General features: G+C 41.6%; 13 protein-coding genes and 1 pseudogene. 11 read left to right on the top strand and 3 right to left on the bottom strand.

Translation table 11 applies throughout. From position 1 onward, the window contains the following. A pseudogene (locus IYQ91_RS08215) lies at positions 1-916 on the bottom strand (IS110 family transposase); the annotation flags it as partial. A 331-nt stretch (positions 917-1,247) separates the two neighbouring features. On the opposite strand from IYQ91_RS08215, the gene IYQ91_RS08210 reads away from it, so the two are divergent. The 8 genes from IYQ91_RS08210 to IYQ91_RS08175 all read left to right on the top strand — a co-directional run bounded on the left by IYQ91_RS08210 (position 1,248) and on the right by IYQ91_RS08175 (position 9,213). Then, positions 1,248-2,282 (top strand): S66 family peptidase, encoded by a 1,035-nt coding sequence (locus IYQ91_RS08210; protein ID WP_195673575.1) that lies wholly within the window; start codon positions 1,248-1,250, stop codon positions 2,280-2,282. 93 nt (positions 2,283-2,375) lie between these two features. Further along, on the top strand, positions 2,376-2,819 hold the full coding sequence (locus IYQ91_RS08205) for a dUTP diphosphatase (RefSeq protein WP_049507000.1): 444 nt from the start codon (positions 2,376-2,378) through the stop codon (positions 2,817-2,819). Next, on the top strand, positions 2,800-4,197 hold the full coding sequence (gene radA / locus IYQ91_RS08200) for a DNA repair protein RadA (protein WP_195673579.1): 1,398 nt from the start codon (positions 2,800-2,802) through the stop codon (positions 4,195-4,197). Before IYQ91_RS08205 ends, radA begins: the two co-directional genes overlap by 20 nt. 207 nt (positions 4,198-4,404) lie before the next feature. Beyond that, positions 4,405-5,862, top strand: coding sequence for a glutamate--tRNA ligase (gene gltX / locus IYQ91_RS08195; RefSeq protein ID WP_195673574.1), 1,458 nt, complete (start codon positions 4,405-4,407; stop codon positions 5,860-5,862). Between the two features lie 264 nt (positions 5,863-6,126). Continuing rightward, positions 6,127-6,825 carry a 2,3,4,5-tetrahydropyridine-2,6-dicarboxylate N-acetyltransferase gene (gene dapD / locus IYQ91_RS08190; RefSeq protein WP_195673573.1) on the top strand — a complete coding sequence of 233 codons (699 nt, stop codon included), beginning with the start codon at positions 6,127-6,129 and terminating at the stop codon, positions 6,823-6,825. A gap of 12 nt (positions 6,826-6,837) precedes the next feature. After that, positions 6,838-7,968, top strand: a complete 1,131-nt coding sequence (locus IYQ91_RS08185) for an N-acetyldiaminopimelate deacetylase (protein WP_195673572.1) — start codon at positions 6,838-6,840, stop codon at positions 7,966-7,968. Positions 7,969-8,012: 44 nt separating this feature from the next. Beyond that, positions 8,013-8,540 (top strand): 5-formyltetrahydrofolate cyclo-ligase, encoded by a 528-nt coding sequence (locus tag IYQ91_RS08180; RefSeq protein ID WP_126466430.1) that lies wholly within the window; start codon positions 8,013-8,015, stop codon positions 8,538-8,540. Next, positions 8,533-9,213 (top strand): rhomboid family intramembrane serine protease, encoded by a 681-nt coding sequence (locus tag IYQ91_RS08175; RefSeq protein ID WP_195673571.1) that lies wholly within the window; start codon positions 8,533-8,535, stop codon positions 9,211-9,213. The genes IYQ91_RS08180 and IYQ91_RS08175 overlap by 8 nt, the downstream gene beginning before the upstream one ends. Before the next feature lie 56 nt (positions 9,214-9,269). Here the strand turns inward: IYQ91_RS08175 and IYQ91_RS08170 are convergent, their stop codons facing one another. Together IYQ91_RS08170 and tyrS are read right to left on the bottom strand one after the other, a co-directional pair. Then, positions 9,270-10,106: a putative RNA methyltransferase gene (locus tag IYQ91_RS08170; RefSeq protein ID WP_195673570.1), complete on the bottom strand. Its 837-nt coding sequence runs from the start codon at positions 10,104-10,106 to the stop codon at positions 9,270-9,272. Positions 10,107-10,350: 244 nt separating this feature from the next. Beyond that, positions 10,351-11,607: a tyrosine--tRNA ligase gene (gene tyrS / locus IYQ91_RS08165; RefSeq protein ID WP_106101065.1), complete on the bottom strand. Its 1,257-nt coding sequence runs from the start codon at positions 11,605-11,607 to the stop codon at positions 10,351-10,353. 183 nt (positions 11,608-11,790) lie between these two features. Between tyrS and pbp1b the strand changes: the two genes are divergently transcribed. The 3 genes from pbp1b to rpoC all read left to right on the top strand — a co-directional run bounded on the left by pbp1b (position 11,791) and on the right by rpoC (position 21,671). Beyond that, a complete protein-coding gene (gene pbp1b / locus IYQ91_RS08160; RefSeq protein ID WP_195673569.1) occupies positions 11,791-14,130 on the top strand; it encodes a penicillin-binding protein PBP1B in 2,340 nt (779 codons plus the stop codon). A gap of 297 nt (positions 14,131-14,427) precedes the next feature. Next, complete coding sequence (gene rpoB / locus IYQ91_RS08155; protein ID WP_195673568.1) at positions 14,428-17,994, top strand: DNA-directed RNA polymerase subunit beta; 3,567 nt, start codon at positions 14,428-14,430, stop codon at positions 17,992-17,994. Between the two features lie 38 nt (positions 17,995-18,032). Then, complete coding sequence (gene rpoC, locus IYQ91_RS08150; RefSeq protein ID WP_195673567.1) at positions 18,033-21,671, top strand: DNA-directed RNA polymerase subunit beta'; 3,639 nt, start codon at positions 18,033-18,035, stop codon at positions 21,669-21,671. Positions 21,672-21,776: the final 105 nt, after the last annotated feature.

Raw genomic sequence — 21,776 nt, 5'->3', positions numbered from 1 at the left:
ATCAATTCCAATAAAGGCGTTGATTTGATTGGCAGACTGAAAACGGCGAATATCTCCTAATTCGCCTATGATAGAGGTGGCTGTTGTTTCAGCGATACCAGGGATGGAGAGGAGAATCTCGTACTCTGGTAGGGGCTGGGTCGATTTCACCATCTCATCCAGCACAGCTTGTCTACGGTCAGAAAGTCTAACCAGTTCCTGAGCATAGTAACGAACCTCTTCGATCATTGGAGAGGTTTTCTTGGTAGCACAATAAGACTGTTTGGCTAACCCAATCAGTTTATCAACGAGATACTCCACTCGTTTATCAGAAATCCGCTTTGAAGTGGATTGGTGGATGATTTCAGCTAAGTCCTCCTCAGACAAGTCTAAGATGAAAGCTTTACTTGGGAATGCCCTCACCAGCTACCAGTATTGTTCACCTGTTGGCGCTGATAAAATAGACTCTATTTCTGGGAAGGTCACTTGCAGTACTTTGTGAAGCGGTTCTTAGTACGAACGGTATCCTCTGTCAGATTTTGATAGAAGCGACTCAAATCTCGCAAGTCTTGATAAACCTCCTCTTGAACATAGGTCGGTTTACGGTTCAAGATAAATTGTGACTGTGCTAACTTCTCTGCATCGATTTTATCTGTTTTACGGACACGCAAGCTGTCTAGTTATTTCTTGGCTTCCAGAGGATTGAGCCGTGTATAAGCATAGCCATTTTCCTCAAGAAATGCCTGAAGGCGCCGTGAATAGACCCCAGTGCCTCAAAGATGATTTCAGGGTGTTGAACAGTTTTTAAATCGCTCAAGAAACATGCAAATCCAATGGTATCGTTGGACATGGTGTAGCCATGAACTTTCTCCCCATTCACTAAAATCGCTACCTCTGAGCTTGCCTTGCTCACATCAATCCCGAAAACAACTCTCATGAAATTACCTCTTTGTCTTGAATGACTCCTTGTTTTAGTGATGTTATTTTCAATACTCGACGTTGAACGTCCCACATACTTTGATAACATTCTTCCTAAAACAGGTGTCTTGCCAGTTTTGTGTACGACGTCTAGCGTCAAAAAGACCCTCGACTTAACAAGACACCTCTACTTTAACATAAAGAAAAAGCAGTGAGTACCATCTCCCGTCGGAGATTTCCTCACTACTAATCTTAGTATGTTTTGTTTTGTGAATATTGGTCATTTAGCATTTTAGTTGATTGTATTTTGTGATATAATGATTCAAATTATCAGTAAGGGAGGAGATTAGATGATAAAGAAAGTAGGAATTGTCAGTTTATCAAGCGGAATTATAGGAGAAAGTTTCGTTAGACATGAGTTTGAGCTGGGATTGAAGCGCTTGAAAGACTTGGGACTTGAAGTGACGTTTTTAGAGCATGCACAAAAGGGAATGGATTATCTGAAAGACCATCCTAAATCGAGAGCGCAAGATTTGATTCAAGCTTTTGAAGATCCTTCAATTGATATGATTTTATGTGCTATTGGTGGAGATGATACGTATCGATTGCTACCCTATTTGTTTGAAGATAACCAATTAAAAAAGGTTGTGAATCAGAAAGTATTTTTAGGTTTTTCAGACACTACCATGAATCACTTCATGCTCCATAAGTTGGGAGTGAAGACTTTTTATGGTCAATCATTTCTTGCTGATGTTTGTGAGTTAGAGGAAGAAATGCTGCCTTATACACTGTCATATTTTAAGGAACTGATTGGAACAGGAACTATCTCAGAAATCAGACCAAGTAATGTCTGGTATGATGAAAGGACAGATTTTAGTGAAAAAGCCTTAGGAACGAAGCGGATTCGTCATGAAAATCAGGGATTTGAATTGCTGAAAGGAAAAGCAACATTTGAAGGGGAAATTTTAGGAGGATGTTTGGAGTCGCTTTATCAGATATTTGATAATACAAGACATGAGGATACGATTGAACTGTGTGCTCACTATCAGCTATTTCCCAGTCTTTCAGAGTGGGAAGGAAAAATTCTTTTGTTGGAAACCAGTGAGGAAAAACCAGAACCAATTTTATATCGAAAAATGCTAGAAGCCTTAAAGGCGACAGGGATTTTTTCTGTTTTAAATGGGATTCTTGTCGGAAAACCAATGGATGAAACTTATTATGGAGAATATAAACAAATCCTGCTTGATGTCATTGATACAGATATTCCTATTTTATATAACTTAAGTGTTGGACATGCTACCCCAAGAGCAATTGTTCCTTTTGGAGTGAAAGCTGAGGTGGATGCCAACGAGCAAGTCATTCGATTTTTGAATGAACTGAAATAACTTCAAAAGTGCAGGTTGAAGAATGACCTGCATTTTGCGTGTTGTTTACGAATTTAGTATAATAGGGGAAGCAAATGTAGAAAAGAGAAAAATATGCGAATTCGTGGTTTTGAGCTTGTTTCAAGCTTTAAAAATAAAAATTTACTGCCAAAGCGTGAGACGGCTCATGCGGCTGGTTATGACTTAAAAGTGGCAGAGCGTACAGTGATTGCGCCAAAAGAGATTAAGTTGGTGCCGACAGGTGTCAAGGCCTATATGCAGGCTGGTGAGGTGCTTTATCTTTATGATCGTTCATCTAATCCACGTAAAAAAGGATTAGTTTTGATTAACTCTGTGGGCGTTATTGACGGGGATTACTATGGCAATTCGGGAAATGAAGGGCACATTTTTGCGCAAATGCAGAACATTACAGATCAAGAAGTGGTTTTAGAAGAAGAAGATCGTATCGTTCAAGCTGTCTTTGCACCATTTTTGCTTACTGATAATGATGAAGCAGACGGTGTACGGACAGGTGGTTTTGGAAGTACTGGGCATTAAGAAAGAGGAATCTATCATAGCCAAGAAAAAAACGACATTTGTTTGTCAAAATTGTGAATACCATTCGCCCAAGTATCTGGGGCGTTGTCCGAATTGTGGTGCTTGGTCGTCCTTTGTTGAAGAAGTCAAAGTTACAGAGGTTAAGAATGCGCGTGTTTCGCTGACGGGTGAAAAAAGTCGACCGATGAAGTTAGCGGAGGTGACTTCTATCAATGTCAACCGTACCAAGACAGATATGGATGAGTTTAACCGCGTCTTGGGTGGCGGCGTGGTGCCAGGAAGTTTAGTTCTAATCGGAGGAGATCCCGGTATTGGGAAATCTACCCTTTTATTGCAGGTTTCGACCCAACTATCTCACAAGGGAACGGTATTGTATGTCAGTGGGGAAGAGTCTGCTGAGCAGATTAAGTTGCGTGCGGAGCGATTAGGCGATATTGACAGTGAGTTTTATCTTTATGCCGAGACCAATATGCATCAGATTCGTGCTGAGATTGAAAAAATTAAGCCAGATTTCTTGATTATAGACTCTATTCAGACGATTATTTCGCCAGAAATTTCCAGCGTGCAAGGGTCGGTTTCACAAGTCCGAGAAGTGACAGCAGAGCTGATGCAGTTGGCAAAAACCAACAATATTGCCACCTTTATCGTGGGCCATATGACCAAGGAAGGAACGCTGGCTGGACCTAGAACCTTGGAACACATGGTGGATACGGTACTTTATTTTGAAGGTGAGCGACAGCATACTTTTCGTATTTTGCGGGCGGTCAAAAATCGCTTCGGCTCTACGAATGAAATCGGCATTTTTGAGATGCAGTCAGGTGGGCTGGTTGAAGTGCTCAATCCTAGTCAGGTTTTCTTAGAGGAGCGTTTAGATGGGGCAACAGGCTCTTCTATCGTGGTGACTATGGAGGGGACGCGTCCAATCCTTGCGGAAGTACAGGCTTTGGTGACACCGACCATGTTTGGCACTGCCAAGCGGACAACGACAGGATTGGATTTCAATCGTGCTAGTCTGATTATGGCTGTTTTGGAAAAGCGAGCAGGGTTATTATTGCAAAATCAAGATGCCTACCTCAAGTCAGCAGGCGGTGTCAAATTAGATGAGCCAGCTATTGACTTAGCTGTTGCCGTTGCAATTGCTTCGAGTTATAAAGATTTGCCAACGAATCCACAAGAATGTTTTATTGGTGAAATCGGTCTGACGGGCGAAATCCGCCGTGTCAATCGCATTGAGCAGCGTATCAATGAAGCTGCTAAGCTGGGCTTCACCAAAGTTTACGCTCCTAAAAACTCTCTGAACGGATTGAACATTCCCGAAACTATTGAAGTTATTGATGTAACAACGATTGGTGAAGTGTTGAAGAAGGTGTTTGGGTAAGTCAGTGTAACTGAGCAGTGAATTGATAGGTGAGACAGACGGTGGCTTCTACATTGCTAAGGAAATTCTGTAAATGATTGGAAGAATAATAAAGTTTCATCGTTTCTGTTATTTCTTTTCGACAACTATGTGGTATAATAGTAACGTTTGAAATAAAAACAGGTTTTTCCTGTTGAAAATATAAGATAAAAATTAGGAGACATACAATTGGCGAATCAAATTCGTGTGCGTTATGCACCAAGTCCAACGGGACTGTTACACATTGGGAATGCGCGGACTGCGCTCTTTAATTATCTTTACGCTCGTCACTACGGCGGAACTTTTGTCATTCGGATTGAAGATACTGACCGTAAACGTCATGTGGAAGACGGGGAGCGTTCGCAGTTGGAAAATCTGCGTTGGTTAGGAATTGATTGGGATGAAAGCCCAGAAACGCATGAAAAATATCGCCAATCTGAACGCTTGGACATTTACCAAGGTTATATCAATGAGTTACTTGAAAAAGGCTTGGCTTACAAATCATATGTGACGGAGGAAGAGTTGGCAGCAGAGCGTGAGCGTCAGGAAGCTGCTGGAGAAACACCTCGTTACATCAATGAATATCTGGGAATGTCTGAAGATGAAAAAGCAGCTTATATCGCAGAGCGTGAAGCAGCAGGCATTATTCCAACAGTCCGTCTTGCAGTCAATGAATCTGGGATTTACAAGTGGAATGATCTTGTCAAAGGTGAGATTGAATTTGAAGGTGGCAACATCGGTGGTGACTGGGTTATCCAGAAAAAAGACGGCTATCCAACTTATAATTTTGCGGTTGTGGTGGATGACCATCTGATGAAAATTTCCCATGTCATTCGTGGAGATGACCACATTGCCAATACCCCTAAGCAGCTCATGGTGTACGAAGCGCTCGGTTGGGAAGCGCCACAATTTGGTCACATGACCTTGATTATTAACTCCGAAACGGGTAAGAAATTGTCCAAACGTGATACAAACACGCTTCAATTTATCGAAGATTACCGTAAGAAAGGCTACCTGCCTGAAGCCGTCTTCAACTTTATTGCCCTCCTTGGCTGGAATCCTGGCGGTGAAAATGAAATCTTCTCTCGTGAAGAATTGATCCAACTCTTTGATGAACATCGTCTCAGCAAATCTCCAGCAGCTTTTGACCAAAAGAAATTAGACTGGATGAGCAATGAATACATTAAAAATGCGGATTTTGAAACCATTTTTGAGATGGCGAAACCTTACTTGGAAGCGGCTGGTCGTTTGACTAACAAAGCTGAAAAGTTAGTTGAACTCTATAAGCCACAAATGAAATCTGTAGATGAAATTGTACCGCTCACAGACCTTTTCTTTGAAGATTTTCCAGAGCTAACGGCAGAAGAAAAAGAGTTTATGGCAGGCGAAACGGTACCAACGGTTTTGAAAGCCTTTAAAGAAAAATTGGAAGCTATGAGTGATGAAGACTTCAAGTCAGAAAATATCTTCCCGCAAATCAAGGCAGTACAAAAAGAAACGGGTATCAAGGGAAAGAACCTCTTTATGCCAATTCGTATTGCTGTTTCAGGCGAGATGCACGGTCCAGAATTACCAGACACTATCTACCTGCTTGGACGTGAAAAATCCATTGAGCACATCGAAAATATGTTGAAGAACATCCAATAAATTTAACGAAAGAAGCTGAGACAAAAGTGCCCAGCTTCCTTTGTTTTATATAGTTAGAATTATAAGACGCAGTGGTTGAGTGGACTCTAATACGTTGATAAATCAACTTTTACAGCCCTACTCAACCGTGCGGAGATGGGACGATGAAATCAAGTTTCTACGAAACTACTGATTTCTGTCCCACTCTCTTTTGCTTTCATATTATGAAATGCTTGATTTTATGTTATAATAACCCTTAATACTAAATCAAAGTGAGGAATGCTTATGCCAGCTACTAAAATGACCGCACAGGAAATTATTCAGTTTATAGCGGATGCTAAGAAAAAGACAAATGTAAAAGTGACTTTTGAAGGAAAACTAGCGGGCGAAGTGCCGAATTCTGTTGTCAAATTGAGCAATGTTCTATTTGGTGACTGGGAAGAAATTAAACCTCTTTTGGTTAATCTAGAAGAGAATAAAACCTATGTGGTGGAGCAGGATGCCCGAAACTCTGCCGTGCCGCTGTTAGACAAGCGTGAGGTCAATGCTCGGATTGAGCCAGGCGCTATTATCCGCGACCAGGTGGAAATCGGTGATAATGCTGTGATTATGATGGGAGCTGTTATCAATATCGGAGCTGAAATTGGTGCTGGAACGATGATTGATATGGGAGCCGTTTTGGGTGGTCGAGCTATTGTTGGAAAAAACAGCCACGTGGGTGCTGGGACTGTTCTTGCCGGTGTCATTGAGCCTGCCAGCGCAGATCCTGTCCGAGTGGGGGACAATGTCTTGATAGGGGCCAATGCTGTCGTTATTGAAGGAGTGCAGATTGGCAATGGTTCTGTCGTCGCTGCAGGGGCTATTGTGACGAAAGATGTGCCAGAAAATGTTGTTGTAGCTGGTGTGCCAGCGCGTGTGATTAAGAAAATTGATGAACACACCCAGCAGAAAACAGCATTGGAAGACGCTCTTCGGACGCTTTAAAGAGGGAAATGTATGATTGATTATCAAAAAATTCGCCGAGACTTGCATCAAATTCCGGAAATTGGGCTGGAAGAGTATAAGACTCATGCCTATCTGATGAGAATAATTGATGAGTTGACTGCTGGCTTGGATTTCGTTGAGATTCGGACCTGGCGTACGGGAATTTTAGTCTTTATCAAAGGGAGTACACCTACTAAGACGATTGGCTGGCGGACAGATATTGACGGTTTGCCGATTGTTGAGGAGACAGGGTTTGCCTTTGCTAGTCAACATGAGGGACGTATGCATGCCTGTGGGCATGATATGCACATGACAATCGCTCTGGGTTTGTTGGAGAAATTAACTACTGAGCAGCCTAAGAATAATCTACTTTTTCTTTTCCAGCCAGCTGAGGAAAATGAAGCTGGGGGTATGCTGATGTATGAAGATGGAGCCTTTGGCGATTGGTTGCCAGATGAATTTTATGGGCTTCATGTGCGACCTGACCTCAAGGTAGGAGATATTGCTACGAATACTAGTACACTTTTTGCAGGGACTTGTGAAGTTAAATTAATTTTTAAGGGCAAGGGTGGTCATGCTGCATTTCCACATAATGCTAATGACGCTTTGGTAGCAGCTAGCTATTTTATCACTCAGGTTCAGACCATTGTGAGTCGCAATGTAGATCCGATTGAAGGAGCTGTCGTCACCTTTGGTGAATTCCATGCTGGAACAACGAATAATGTGATTGCTGAAACTGCCTTTCTGCACGGAACCATTCGAACATTGACGCAGGAGATGAATTTGCTCACTCAAAAACGCCTGCGGGAAATCGCTGAAGGAGTAGCCCAGTCTTTTGGTGTAGAGCTTGATTTGGAGCTGAAACAAGGTGGTTATCTTCCTGTGGAAAATCATCCTGAATTAGCTGCTCAATGTATGAACTTTTTCCAAAAAGAGAGTGATGTGCATATGATTGATATTTCACCCGCAATGACCGGTGAGGACTTTGGTTATCTGCTCAGTAAAGTCAAGGGTGTGATGTTCTGGCTGGGGATTGATAGTCCTTATGCACTTCATCATCCTAAAATGGCGCCAGATGAAGCAGCCTTGCCTTTTGCTATTGAAAAATTTGGGAAGTTTTTAAGTGCAAAAGTTAATGAATGATGGTCTGGGAATGTTGATAATATTTCTGATCGAGGAGAAGATAAATGAAGGCAGATTTGCGCAAAACTATAGTCAGGAAAATGAAAGAGCAGGAATTGATAGTAAAACAGCAGAGAGATGCTTTGCTCACTCAGTACTTGCTGGAATCTTCTGCTTATCAACAAGCTAGAACAGTTGCTACTTATTTATCTTTGCCACACGAGTTTGATACAAGGATTTTCATCAGGCAGGCTCAAGCAGATGGCAAGCGGGTTTTGGTCCCTAAGACTTATCCCCAAGGGCGCATGACTTTTGTAGATTATAATCCAAATGACTTGGAATTGACTGTTTTTGGTATCTGGGAACCAAGAAGTGAACGAACGGTGGAAAAATCTCATATTGATTTGATACATGTTCCGGGTGTTGCTTTTAACAAAAAAGGCTATCGTATTGGCTATGGAGGTGGCTATTATGACCGCTATTTGGCTGATTTTAAAGGGATGACAGTAAGTACAATTTATCCTTACCAGTTAGTTGATTTTCAACCAGATGATTGTGATATTCCCGTTCAGGAGGTATTGATTTGTGAATAAAATTTATGATAAACGTTATCCAGTAACGAGCTTATTGTTGCTTATCACGACAGGAGTTTTCCTAGCAATGTTTCTGTTGCGTGGCTTTAATTATGCTAGTACCCAAACGATTTATGAATTTGGGGCAATGAATGGTCGAACAATCCAATATTTTCCAAGTCAGATTTGGCGCTTGGTATCGGCGATTTTTGTTCATATCGGCTTGGAGCATTTTGTGATGAATATGATTACGCTGTATTTTATCGGACGACAAGCTGAGGATATTTTTGGCTCGTGGAATTTTCTGTTTCTTTATCTGATGTCTGGTATTTTAGGAAATGTCTTTGTCTTCTTTTTCACTTCAAGTGCTGTGGCTGCAGGTGCCTCTACATCTTTGTTTGGGATTTTTGGTGCTATTATTACTTTGCGCTATGCGGTGCGAAATCCTTACATTCAGCAACTCGGTCAATCGTACTTAGTTCTTCTGGTTATGAACTTAGTGTTGAGTTTGACACCGGGAATTAGTCTGGCAGGACACTTAGGTGGTGCAGTCGGAGGCGCTTTGTGTGCGGTTATTTTTCCAGTCCGTGGGGAAAGAAGAGCTTATCAAGTGGGGCAACGGTTATTGGCGTTGATTGCTTATATTGTTTTAGCTTTGGGAATGATTTGGTTAGCTTTTAATCAAAGCATATAAAAAGAGGTTAGATAGACTGCTGTATCTCGCAGCAATCTATCTAACCTCTTTTTGCTTTATATTTGTTGACCAACTAAAATCTTTGCAGCAATCGTGATGTCAGTTAATGGTGACCAATCTATTTTATCAATGTCAATATTAAAAAGAAGCGGTGTCATATGAAGAAGTGCCGCTTTTTCGTTTTCTCTCAAGTTGAAAGTAGCTGCAACGTCATAAGAATTTGTAATGGTAAAGGCTTCTTCAAAATGCTCAATGATTTTGTGATTGGAATAATTTGTGTTTGTTAATTGCTCGGCAACGATACTACGAATTTCTTGCAAGTGTTGGCTGCTAGGAATAACCTTAATGAGCAAGCCGTTTTTCTGCAAGACGCGCTGAAATTCTTGGTAATTGGCAGGAGAGAAGATGTCTAAAATCATATCCATGCTAGCATCTTGAATAGGGATGTGCGCCAGATCTCCAACAAACCAATTTACCGTCAGGCTGTGGTCACTTTTGGCTGCTAGTTGAATAGACTCTTTTGACAAATCGAATGCATAGATATGTTTATCTGGTAATTGTGCTTGCAAATTTCGAGCATAATAGCCTTCTCCGCAACCAATGTCCAGCAGATTACCATGTTGTGGTAAAGATGATAAAATTTCTAGTAATTTCTTCAAAATTGGCTGGTAAAATCCTGCTTCGAGAATCAATTGTCGATTTTGAAAGTTGGATTTATCGTAGTCTTTTGATTGCTTCACCTGTGGAGCCAAGTTGACATAGCCAAACTTTGCCAAGTCGAAGGAATGCTTATTTTTGCATTTGAGACTATTTTCTGCTAAAAACAAGGCTTGCTGACAAAAAGGGCAAGAAAAAAGCTTAGCTGTTTCAAAGCGTTTAAGTTTGGGTTTCATGCGTTTTCTCTTTCATCAATTTCTATGTCTAGTGTAACATGTGAGAAATGCTTTGACAAGTAGATAAAGAAAGGGAATTTTAAAATGAACCACACTTTTAAAGCGGTTGGAGCTAAAACAAGCACTATGACAATATGCTTTTTGCTAGTGAGAATGAAAAGAAGCTGGAGCGAAAAGTCTCCAGCTTCAAAGTATATAGCGCAATAAACCAACGATGTAGTAGTTGATTGCTCTCTTTCCTATTTTAGTAAGTCAAAACAAAATATTTTTTCTTACCACGACGAATAACAGTTAGTTCGTTTTCTAATTTATCAGCGTCCGTTAATCTGTAGTCAAGGTCTTGAATGCGTTCACCATTGATATAAATAGCGCCGTTTTGGACATCTTCACGCGCTTGGCGTTTAGAGTTGACAACGCCAGCCGTTACCAAAAGTTCTACGATATTGAGATTATCATCTGCGTTCACTTGATAATTTGGTACGCCGCGAAGTCCTTGTTTCAGCTCTTTGACAGAAAGATTTTTGATATTTCCGGCAAAAAGCTGCTCGGTGATATTGAGTGCTTCTTTGTAGGCTTTTTCACCGTGCACGAGTGTAACGACTTCTCGCGCTAAGATTTTTTGTGCCAAACGTTCATGTGGAGCTGCTTCAAATTGTTTTCCGATTTCTTCGATTTCATCAAGCGGAAGAAGAGTGAAAATTTTAAGGAAACGAACGGCATCAGCGTCCATGACATTCATCCAGAATTGGTACATTTCGTAAGGACTGGTTTTATCAGCATTGAGCCATACAGCGTTGCCTTCTGACTTACCAAATTTCTTACCGGTTGCGTCTGTGATAAGGGGCACTGTAATAACGTGAGCTGTTTTGTCTGCCTTCCGACGAAGCAATTCAGTACCAGCAGTCATATTGCCCCATTGGTCAGAACCACCGATTTGTAAAGTGACACCGTATTGGCGATTTAGCTCAAAAAAGTCATAGCCTTGCATGATTTGGTAAGCAAACTCGGTATAAGAAATCCCTGTTTCAATTCGTTTTTTTACGGATTCTTTACTCATCATGTAGTTGACGGTGAAATATTTTCCGACATCGCGCAGAAAGTCAATAAAGCTAATATCAGAGAACCAGTCGTAGTTGTTGACCATTTCAGCCTTGTTATCACCATTTTCAAAATCAAGAAAACGAGATACTTGCGCTTGAATGCTTCGTACCCAGCCCTCAACTGTGTCTTTTGTTTGTAAACTCCGCTCTGTATCTTTAAATGATGGATCGCCAATTAAGCCAGTTGCACCGCCGACGAGAGCGTAGGGTTTGTGACCTGCCAACTGTAAATGTTTCATGACAAGGATTGGTACAAGATGACCGAGGTGCAGGCTGTCAGCTGTTGGATCATATCCAGAATAAAAACTAACATTTCCTTCCGCTAAGGCTTTGCGCAACGCTTCTTCGTCAGTTGTTTGAAAAACCAAACCACGTTCTTTTAGCTCATCAAAAATGTGCATGTCTGTCTCTCCTTTATAAAATTTCTAGTTATTGTAACATTGTATCACAAACAGCCATTAGAATGTAGTAAAATTGCAAAAATAATTTTTAAAAAACAATGATTCTAGCCAAGGATTGCCTTTCCTGTTGTCAGAAGTTTCATAAATTTGCTATAATAGGCAGAGAACGTTCAAGGAGAAAGAATGAGTAAACAAGTTTTTGAAAAGATCAAACGATTGTTTGAGAATTTTTTTCAAACAGATCGTCCTAGCAAAAATGAAAAAGAAAGCTGGACACTTTGGAGTGTTGGCGAGACTGTCCTTCGTACTCTGAAATTATTATCAAATGTCTTTTTTGTATTTGTTTTTTTAGGTTGCTTGTTTGGTGGAGGCATTGCATTAGGATATGGTGCACGAATCTTTGACAAGGTTGAAACTCCTAAAAAAGAAGAGCTCATCAAAAAAATTCAAGATATTTCAACCATTTCTGAATTAAAATATGCTGATGGCAGCTCCATTTCAGCCATTGATAGTGATTTGTTGCGAGTGCCAATTAAGAGTAAAGATATTTCTGACAATGTGAAAAAAGCAGTCATTGCGACAGAAGATGAGAATTTTCGGAAGCACAATGGGGTTGTCACAAAAGCTGTTTTGCGGGCGACGCTAGGCTCTGTTGCAGGGATTGGTTCCTCAAGTGGAGGTTCTACCTTAACTCAACAGTTAATCAAGCAACAAGTTGTTGGCGATGCTCCAACCTTTAGTCGTAAAGCATCAGAAATCATTGATGCGCTGGCTTTAGAACGCTACATGAGCAAAGACGATATTTTAACGACTTATTTGAATGTGGCACCGTTTGGGAGAAATAACAAAGGGCAAAATATTGCTGGTGTGGAAGAAGCTGCACAAGGAATTTTTGGAGTTCCTGCCAGCAAATTGACAATTCCTCAAGCAGCTTTTATTGCCGGTTTACCACAAAGTCCGATTGTTTACTCTCCTTATGCAGCTGATGGTAGCCTGAAAAGTGCTAAAGATATGACTTTTGGTCTCAATCGTGCGAAAAATGTTATTTACAATATGTACCGAACAGGTGCGATTAGTAAAAACGAGTACCAATTGTATAAAGATTATGATTTAAAACGAGACTTTTTACCAAGTGATACGACTTCAGCAAGAACACATGACTATCTATATTACGTTGCTATGAAAGAAGCTCAAAAAGCAATGTATGATTACTTAATCAAACGTGACAATGTTTCACAGCAAGAGTTGAAAAATGATGCAACAGTGAAAGCTTATAGAGAACTAGCTGCGAAAGAGTTGAGTGAAGGCGGCTACACTGTCACCACAACTATTAATAAGAATGTGCATAATGCAATGCAAAATGCAGTAGCTAATTTTGGTAGTGTCTTAGATGATGGAACAGGTGCAGTCGAAGCTGGAAATGTCCTCATGGATAATCGCACAGGAGCTATTTTGGGGTTTGTGGGAGGACGTGATTATGCTTCTAACCAGAACAACCATGCATTTGATACAGAGCGCTCACCAGGCTCAACCATTAAGCCGATTTTAGCCTATGGTATTGCCATAGACCAAGGGCTTATGGGAAGTGCCAGCATGCTGTCTAACTACCCTGCAAATTTCTCTAGCGGTGAGCCGATTATGCACGTAGATAGCCGTGGTACAGCCATGATAGACTTGCAGGAAGCTTTGAATACTTCTTGGAACATTCCAGCTTATTGGACCTATAAATTGCTTCGTGACAAAGGAGTTAATGTCCAAGGGTACATGGAGAAAATGGGCTATCAAATTGAAAATTATGATATTGAAAGTCTGCCAATGGGAGGAGGTATTGAAGTATCTGTCGCCCAACACACCAATGGTTTCCAAACTTTAGCCAATAATGGGGCATACCAAGAGCGCTATATGATTGAAAAGATTACGACAAAAAACGGGAAAGTTGTCTATGAACACAAAGCAAAACCTGTTCAGGTTTACTCTAAGGCAACGGCGACGATTATGCAAAGTCTTATGCGTGGGGTATTGAGTTCGGGTGCTACGACGACCTTCAAATCTCGTTTAACGCAGATTAATAGCGGTTTAGCTAGTGCTGATTGGATTGGTAAAACGGGTACGACTAACAGTAATGGTGACATGTGGCTCATGGTATCCACTCCTAAATTAACGTTAGGTGGTTGGATTGGTCATGACAATAATGCTTCAATGGCAGCTTTGACGGGTTACAATAATAATGCGCAGTATATGGCTCAACTAGTAAATGCAATTTATCAAGCCGACCCAAGTCTCTGGGGAGTTGGTGATAAGTTCAACCTAGATTCTAGTGTTATTAAGTCCAATGTTCTTAAAGCAACGGGTGAACGAGCTGGCACAGTAACAGTCAATGGTCGCAGTATGAACCTGACCGGACAGACAGTTACTAGTTACTGGGCAAAAAACGGTGCTCCGATGACCACCTATAAATTTGGAATCGGTGGTACAGATAGTGATTATCAAAAAGCTTGGGCAGCACTTTTAGGCGGACGCTAAATAAAGGTAAATAAAAACACTTTCATAAGTAAAAAACTTGAAAAGCAGAGTTAAATAAGGTATAATATTACTAATAATTTGTCGTCTGCTTTATTTGAAATATTGTCCATATAAAGCTTACAGCAGTTAAATCATACTTTTAGAGTCAGATTTAGCTGCTCTTTTTGTGCCTATTTTTAGGATTTTTGTGGTTTGTTATCAAAACTTAAAGATTCTGAAAATTGCTTACAAAGGACAAATGAAAATTGCTACTCTATCATGTAATAGAGAATGTAGAAAGAAGAAGGAGTAAAAAACTTGGCAGGACATGAAGTTCAATACGGGAAACACCGTACTCGTCGTAGTTTTTCAAGAATCAAGGAAGTTCTTGATTTACCAAATTTGATTGAAATCCAGACAGATTCATTCAAAGATTTTCTTGACCATGGTTTGAAAGAAGTATTTGAAGATGTACTTCCTATCTCAAACTTTACAGATACAATGGAGCTAGAGTTTGTTGGTTATGAAATTAAAGAATCTAAATACACTTTAGAAGAAGCACGTATCCATGATGCCAGCTATTCTGCACCTATTTTTGTGACTTTCCGTTTGATTAATAAAGAAACTGGTGAAATCAAAACCCAAGAAGTGTTCTTTGGCGATTTCCCAATCATGACAGAAATGGGAACTTTCATTATCAATGGTGGTGAGCGGATTATCGTATCTCAGCTCGTTCGTTCTCCAGGTGTTTACTTCAACGATAAAGTAGACAAAAATGGTAAAGTTGGTTATGGTTCAACTGTCATTCCTAACCGTGGAGCTTGGTTAGAGCTGGAAACAGACTCAAAAGATATTGCTTATACTCGGATTGACCGTACTCGTAAGATTCCGTTTACGACACTTGTTCGTGCGCTTGGTTTTTCTGGCGATGATGAAATCTTTGACATTTTCGGCGACAGCGATCTCGTTCGCAACACGATTGAAAAGGATATTCATAAAAATCCAATGGATTCACGTACGGATGAAGCGCTTAAAGAAATCTATGAACGTCTTCGTCCAGGTGAGCCTAAAACAGCTGATAGTTCACGTAGTCTATTGGTCGCTCGTTTCTTTGATCCACATCGTTACGACTTGGCGGCAGTTGGTCGTTATAAAATCAATAAAAAATTAAACATTAAAACACGTTTGTTAAATCAAACGATTGCAGAGCCTTTGGTAGATCCAGAAACAGGTGAAATCTTGGTTGAAGCTGGAACGGTTATGACGCGTAGTGTCATTGATAGCATTGCAGAATACTTGGACGGTGATTTGAATAAAATCACTTATATTCCAAATGATGCAGCTGTGTTAACAGAGCCAGTTGTTCTTCAAAAATTCAAAGTGGTGGCGCCAACTGATCCAGATCGTGTGGTGACTATTATTGGTAATGCCAACCCAGGAGATCGAGTTCATACGATTACGCCAGCAGATATTTTGGCTGAGATGAATTACTTCTTGAACCTCGCTGAAGGACTTGGTCGTGTGGACGATATTGACCACTTGGGAAATCGTCGGATTCGTGCCGTTGGTGAATTGCTTGCTAACCAAGTACGTCTTGGCTTGTCTCGTATGGAGCGAAACGTTCGGGAGCGCATGAGTGTGCAAGATAATGAAGTGTTGACACCGCAACAAATCATTAACATCCGCCCAGTCACAGCAGCTATCAAAGAATTCTTTGGTTCATCTCAATTGTCTCAATTTATGGACCAACATAATCCACTGTCTGAATTGTCTCACAAACGCCGTTTGTCAGCCTTGGGACCTGGTGGTTTGACTCGTGATCGTGCTGGATATGAAGTGCGTGACGTGCACTATACCCACTATGGTCGTATGTGTCCGATTGAAACGCCTGAAGGACCAAACATCGGTTTGATCAATAACTTGTCTTCTTATGGACACTTGAATAAATATGGCTTTATCCAAACGCCGTATCGTAAAGTGGATCGTGAAACAGGTCTGGTCACCAATGAAATCGTTTGGCTGACAGCGGACGAAGAAGATGAATTTATCGTAGCGCAAGCAAATTCTAAATTAACAGAAGATGGTCGTTTTGCAGAAGCGATTGTCATGGGGCGTCACCAAGGGAACAACCAAGAATTTCCTTCAGATCAAGTGGATTTCATGGATGTATCACCTAAGCAGGTAGTTGCGGTTGCGACAGCATGTATTCCGTTCCTTGAAAATGACGACTCAAACCGTGCTCTCATGGGTGCCAACATGCAACGTCAGGCGGTACCGTTGATTGATCCGCATGCACCATATGTTGGTACTGGTATGGAATACCAAGCAGCTCACGACTCTGGTGCGGCGATTATTGCACAACACGACGGTAAAGTTGTCTATTCTGATGCAGCCAAAGTTGAAGTTCGTCGTGAAGACGGTTCCCTTGATGTCTATCATATTACGAAATTCCGCCGTTCAAACTCTGGTACTTCTTACAACCAACGTACGCTGGTAAAAGTTGGCGATACAGTTGAAAAAGGTGACTTTATCGCAGACGGACCTTCGATGGAAAAAGGTGAAATGGCACTTGGACAAAATCCAATCGTTGCTTATATGACATGGGAAGGTTACAACTTTGAAGATGCCGTTATTATGAGTGAACGTTTAGTGAAAGACGATGTTTATACATCTGTTCACTTGGAAGAATTTGAATCAGAAACACGTGATACAAAGCTTGGACCTGAAGAAATTACGCGTGAAATTCCAAACGTCGGTGAAGATGCTTTGAGAGACCTTGACGAAATGGGAATTATCCGCATTGGTGCTGAGGTAAAAGAAGGCGACATTCTTGTCGGTAAAGTAACACCGAAAGGTGAAAAAGACTTATCTGCTGAAGAACGCCTGCTTCATGCAATCTTCGGTGATAAATCTCGTGAAGTACGTGATACCTCCCTTCGTGTACCACATGGTGGTGCAGGTGTTGTCCGTGATGTGAAAATCTTTACTCGTGCAAACGGTGATGAATTACAATCCGGTGTCAACATGTTGGTACGTGTTTACATCGCTCAAAAACGGAAAATCCGTGTTGGGGATAAGATGGCTGGACGCCACGGAAACAAAGGGGTTGTTTCCCGCATTGTTCCAGTTGAGGATATGCCGTATCTTCCAGACGGAACACCAGTTGATATCATGTTGAATCCTCTTGGGGTGCCGTCACGTATGAATATCGGACAAGTTATGGAACTGCACCTCGGTATGGCTGCTCGTAACCTTGGTATCCACATTGCAACGCCAGTCTTTGACGGGGCTAGCTCAGATGATCTTTGGGAAACCGTTCGTGAAGCAGGTATGGATAGCGATGCTAAGACAATCCTTTATGATGGACGTACTGGCGAACCGTTTGATAACCGTGTGTCCGTTGGTGTCATGTACATGATCAAACTCCACCACATGGTTGATGATAAGCTCCATGCCCGTTCCGTTGGTCCTTATTCAACCGTTACGCAACAACCTCTTGGTGGTAAAGCGCAGTTTGGTGGACAACGTTTTGGAGAAATGGAAGTTTGGGCTCTTGAAGCCTACGGTGCTTCTAACGTCCTTCAAGAAATCTTGACTTACAAGTCAGATGACATCAATGGTCGTTTGAGAGCTTATGAAGCCATTACCAAAGGTAAGCCAATTCCAAAACCAGGTGTTCCAGAATCCTTCCGTGTCCTTGTAAAAGAATTGCAATCACTTGGTCTTGACATGCGTGTCCTTGATGAAGACGACAATGAAGTCGAACTTCGTGACTTGGATGAAGGCATGGATGATGATGTGATTCATGTAGACGATCTTGAAAAAGCACGTGAAAAAGCAGCACAAGAAGCAAAAGCCGCTTTTGATGCTGAAGGGAAAGAATAAGAACTGATTCAATAGATAATAAAGAAAGGTAAGAAATAGTGGTTGATGTAAATCGTTTTCAAAGTATGCAAATCACCCTAGCTTCTCCTAGTAAAGTCCGCTCTTGGTCTTATGGAGAAGTGAAGAAACCTGAAACAATTAACTACCGCACACTAAAACCAGAACGCGAAGGACTTTTTGATGAAGTCATCTTTGGTCCTACGAAAGATTGGGAATGTGCATGTGGAAAATATAAACGGATTCGCTATAAAGGAATCATTTGTGATCGTTGTGGTGTTGAAGTAACTCGTACCAAAGTTCGTCGTGAACGCATGGGACATATTGAGTTGAAAGCCCCAGTCTCTCATATTTGGTATTTTAAAGGAATTCCAAGTCGCATGGGCTTGACCTTGGACATGAGCCCTCGTGCTCTTGAAGAAGTCATCTATTTTGCAGCTTATGTGGTGATTGATCCTAAAGATACACCACTTGAGCACAAATCCATTATGACGGAGCGGGAATATCGTGAACGCTTACGTGAATATGGTCAAGGTTCCTTTGTTGCAAAAATGGGTGCTGAAGCAATTCAAGATCTCTTGAAACAAGTAGATTTGGAAAAAGAAATTGCAGAGCTCAAAGATGAATTAAAAACGGCAACTGGTCAAAAACGTGTCAAGGCTATTCGTCGTTTGGATGTTTTAGATGCCTTCCAAAAATCTGGTAACAAGCCAGAATGGATGGTCTTAAACATCTTGCCAGTTATTCCGCCAGACTTACGTCCAATGCTTCAGTTGGACGGTGGACGTTTTGCCTCTTCTGACCTGAACGACCTTTACCGTCGTGTTATCAATCGGAATAATCGTTTGGCACGTCTTTTGGAACTAAATGCTCCTGGAATCATCGTGCAAAATGAAAAGCGGATGTTGCAAGAAGCGGTTGATGCTTTGATTGACAATGGTCGTCGTGGTCGTCCTATTACTGGACCAGGAAGCCGTCCGCTCAAATCATTGAGCCACATGCTCAAAGGGAAACAAGGACGTTTTCGTCAAAACTTGCTCGGAAAACGGGTTGACTTCTCGGGACGTTCGGTTATTGCGGTAGGTCCGACACTCAAGATGTACCAATGTGGTGTGCCACGTGAAATGGCTATTGAACTCTTCAAACCATTTGTCATGCGTGAAATTGTCGCGCGTGATATTGTGCAAAATGTCAAAGCTGCTAAGCGCTTGGTAGAACGGAATGATGAACGCATCTGGGATATTTTAGAAGATGTGATTAAAGAACACCCAGTGCTCCTTAACCGCGCACCGACGCTTCACAGATTAGGAATTCAAGCATTTGAGCCAGTCTTGATTGACGGGAAGGCTCTTCGTTTGCACCCACTTGTGTGTGAGGCTTATAATGCCGACTTTGACGGAGACCAAATGGCTATCCATGTGCCCTTGTCAGAAGAAGCTCAAGCAGAAGCACGGATTCTCATGCTGGCAGCCGAACACATCCTCAATCCAAAAGACGGGAAGCCAGTAGTAACCCCTTCACAGGATATGGTCTTGGGGAACTACTACCTGACTATGGAAGAAGCTGGTCGTGAAGGAGAAGGAATGGTCTTTAAAGACCGTGATGAAGCTGTAATGGCTCTCCGTAATGGCTATGTTCACTTACATACGCGTGTTGGGATTGCAACAGATAGTTTAAACAAACCATGGACAGAAAATCAAAAACACAAGATCCTCTTGACAACAGTGGGTAAGATTCTTTTTAATGATATCATGCCAGATGAATTGCCATATTTGCAAGAACCAAATGCTTCAAACATGGCAGAAGGTGTGCCAGCTGAGTATTTCTTAGAACCTGGTCAAGATGTCAAAGAAGCTATCAGTAAGCTAGAATTAAATGTACCATTCAAGAAGAAAAATCTTGGAAATATCATTGCTGAAATCTTCAAACGTTTCCGTACAACTGAAACATCTGCTTTCCTTGACCGTCTGAAAGATCTTGGCTATCATCATTCAACGTTAGCAGGCTTGACAGTAGGGATTGCTGATATTCCGGTCGTTGAAGATAAGGCAGAAATTATCGAAGAGTCTCACAAACGTGTGGAACAAATCACCAAACAATTCCGCCGTGGTATGATTACAGACGATGAACGCTACAATGCAGTTACTGCTGAATGGCGTGCAGCTCGTGAAAAATTGGAAAAACGTTTGGTTGCCAACCAAGATCCTAAGAATCCAATCGTTATGATGATGGATTCTGGAGCCCGTGGTAATATCTCTAACTTCTCGCAACTTGCTGGTATGCGTGGTTTGATGGCGGCTCCGAACGGACGCATCATGGAATTGCCTATTCTATCTAATTTCCGTGAAGGTTTGTCTGTTTTGGAAATGTTCTTCTCTACTCACGGTGCTCGTAAAGGGATGACTGATACAGCCCTTAAAACAGCTGACTCAGGTTATCTGACTCGCCGTTTGGTTGATGTGGCGCAAGATGTGATTATCCGTGAAGACGACTGTGGAACCGATCGTGGTCTTGTTATCCGCTCAATTACTGATGGTAAAGAAATGATTGAGCCATTAGAAGAACGCTTGATTGGTCGTTATACGAAGAAATCTGTTAAACATCCTGAAACAGGCGAAGTCATCGTTGGTCCAGACGTATTGATTACAGAAGATATGGCGCATGAGATTGTTAGCGCTGGTGTCGAAGAAGTCACTATTCGCTCTGTCTTTACATGTAATACACGTCATGGAGTTTGCCGTCGTTGTTACGGTATCAACTTGGCAACGGGTGATGCGGTTGAAGTCGGTGAGGCAGTCGGAACGATTGCTGCCCAATCTATCGGTGAACCTGGTACACAGCTTACAATGCGTACTTTCCACACGGGTGGTGTTGCCTCTAATACCGATATCACACAAGGTCTTCCTCGTGTCCAAGAAATCTTTGAAGCCCGCAATCCGAAAGGGGAAGCAGTTATTACTGAAGTTAAAGGCGAAGTGACTGCAATTGAAGAAGATGCTTCTACTCGGACTAAGAAAGTCTTTGTTAAGGGTGCAACTGGTGAAGGAGAATACGTTGTACCATTTACAGCTCGCATGAAAGTGGCTGTAGGAGATAAAATCTCTCGTGGTGCTGCTTTGACAGAAGGGTCTATTCAGCCTAAGCACTTGCTGGCTGTTCGTGATGTCTTGTCTGTTGAAACTTACTTGCTTGCTGAAGTACAAAAAGTTTACCGTAGCCAAGGGGTAGAAATCGGTGACAAACACATTGAGGTAATGGTTCGCCAGATGATTCGCAAAGTGCGTGTCATGGATCCAGGAGATACAGATCTTCTCATGGGTACACTCATGGATATCACAGACTTTACCGATGCTAACCGTGATGTGGTTATCTCTGGAGGAGTTCCTGCGACTGCTCGCCCAGTCCTCATGGGAATTACTAAAGCATCTCTTGAAACAAATAGTTTCTTGTCAGCGGCTTCCTTCCAAGAAACCACTCGTGTCCTTACAGACGCGGCTATCCGTGGTAAGAAAGACCACTTGCTTGGTCTCAAGGAAAATGTTATCATTGGTAAAATCATCCCAGCTGGTACAGGTATGGCTCGTTACCGTAACCTTGAACCACAAGCTGTCAATGAAGTCGAAATTATCGAAGATACAACTGTAACAGAACCTGTGGAAGAAACCACTCCAGTAGAATAATAAAGAGTCGAGTTTTCTCGGCTCTTTTCATATTCAAAATTATTTTGTGAAAACTTTCTTTATATCAAGAAAACTTTTAGAAAATATGATATAATAGTTTCGTAT

It is taken from the genome of Streptococcus sp. HF-2466, assembly GCF_015594645.1.
GTDB lineage: Bacteria > Bacillota > Bacilli > Lactobacillales > Streptococcaceae > Streptococcus > Streptococcus anginosus.
Note: the sequence above shows the minus strand (reverse complement) of the source record. Positions and strands in the feature narration are given on the sequence as shown.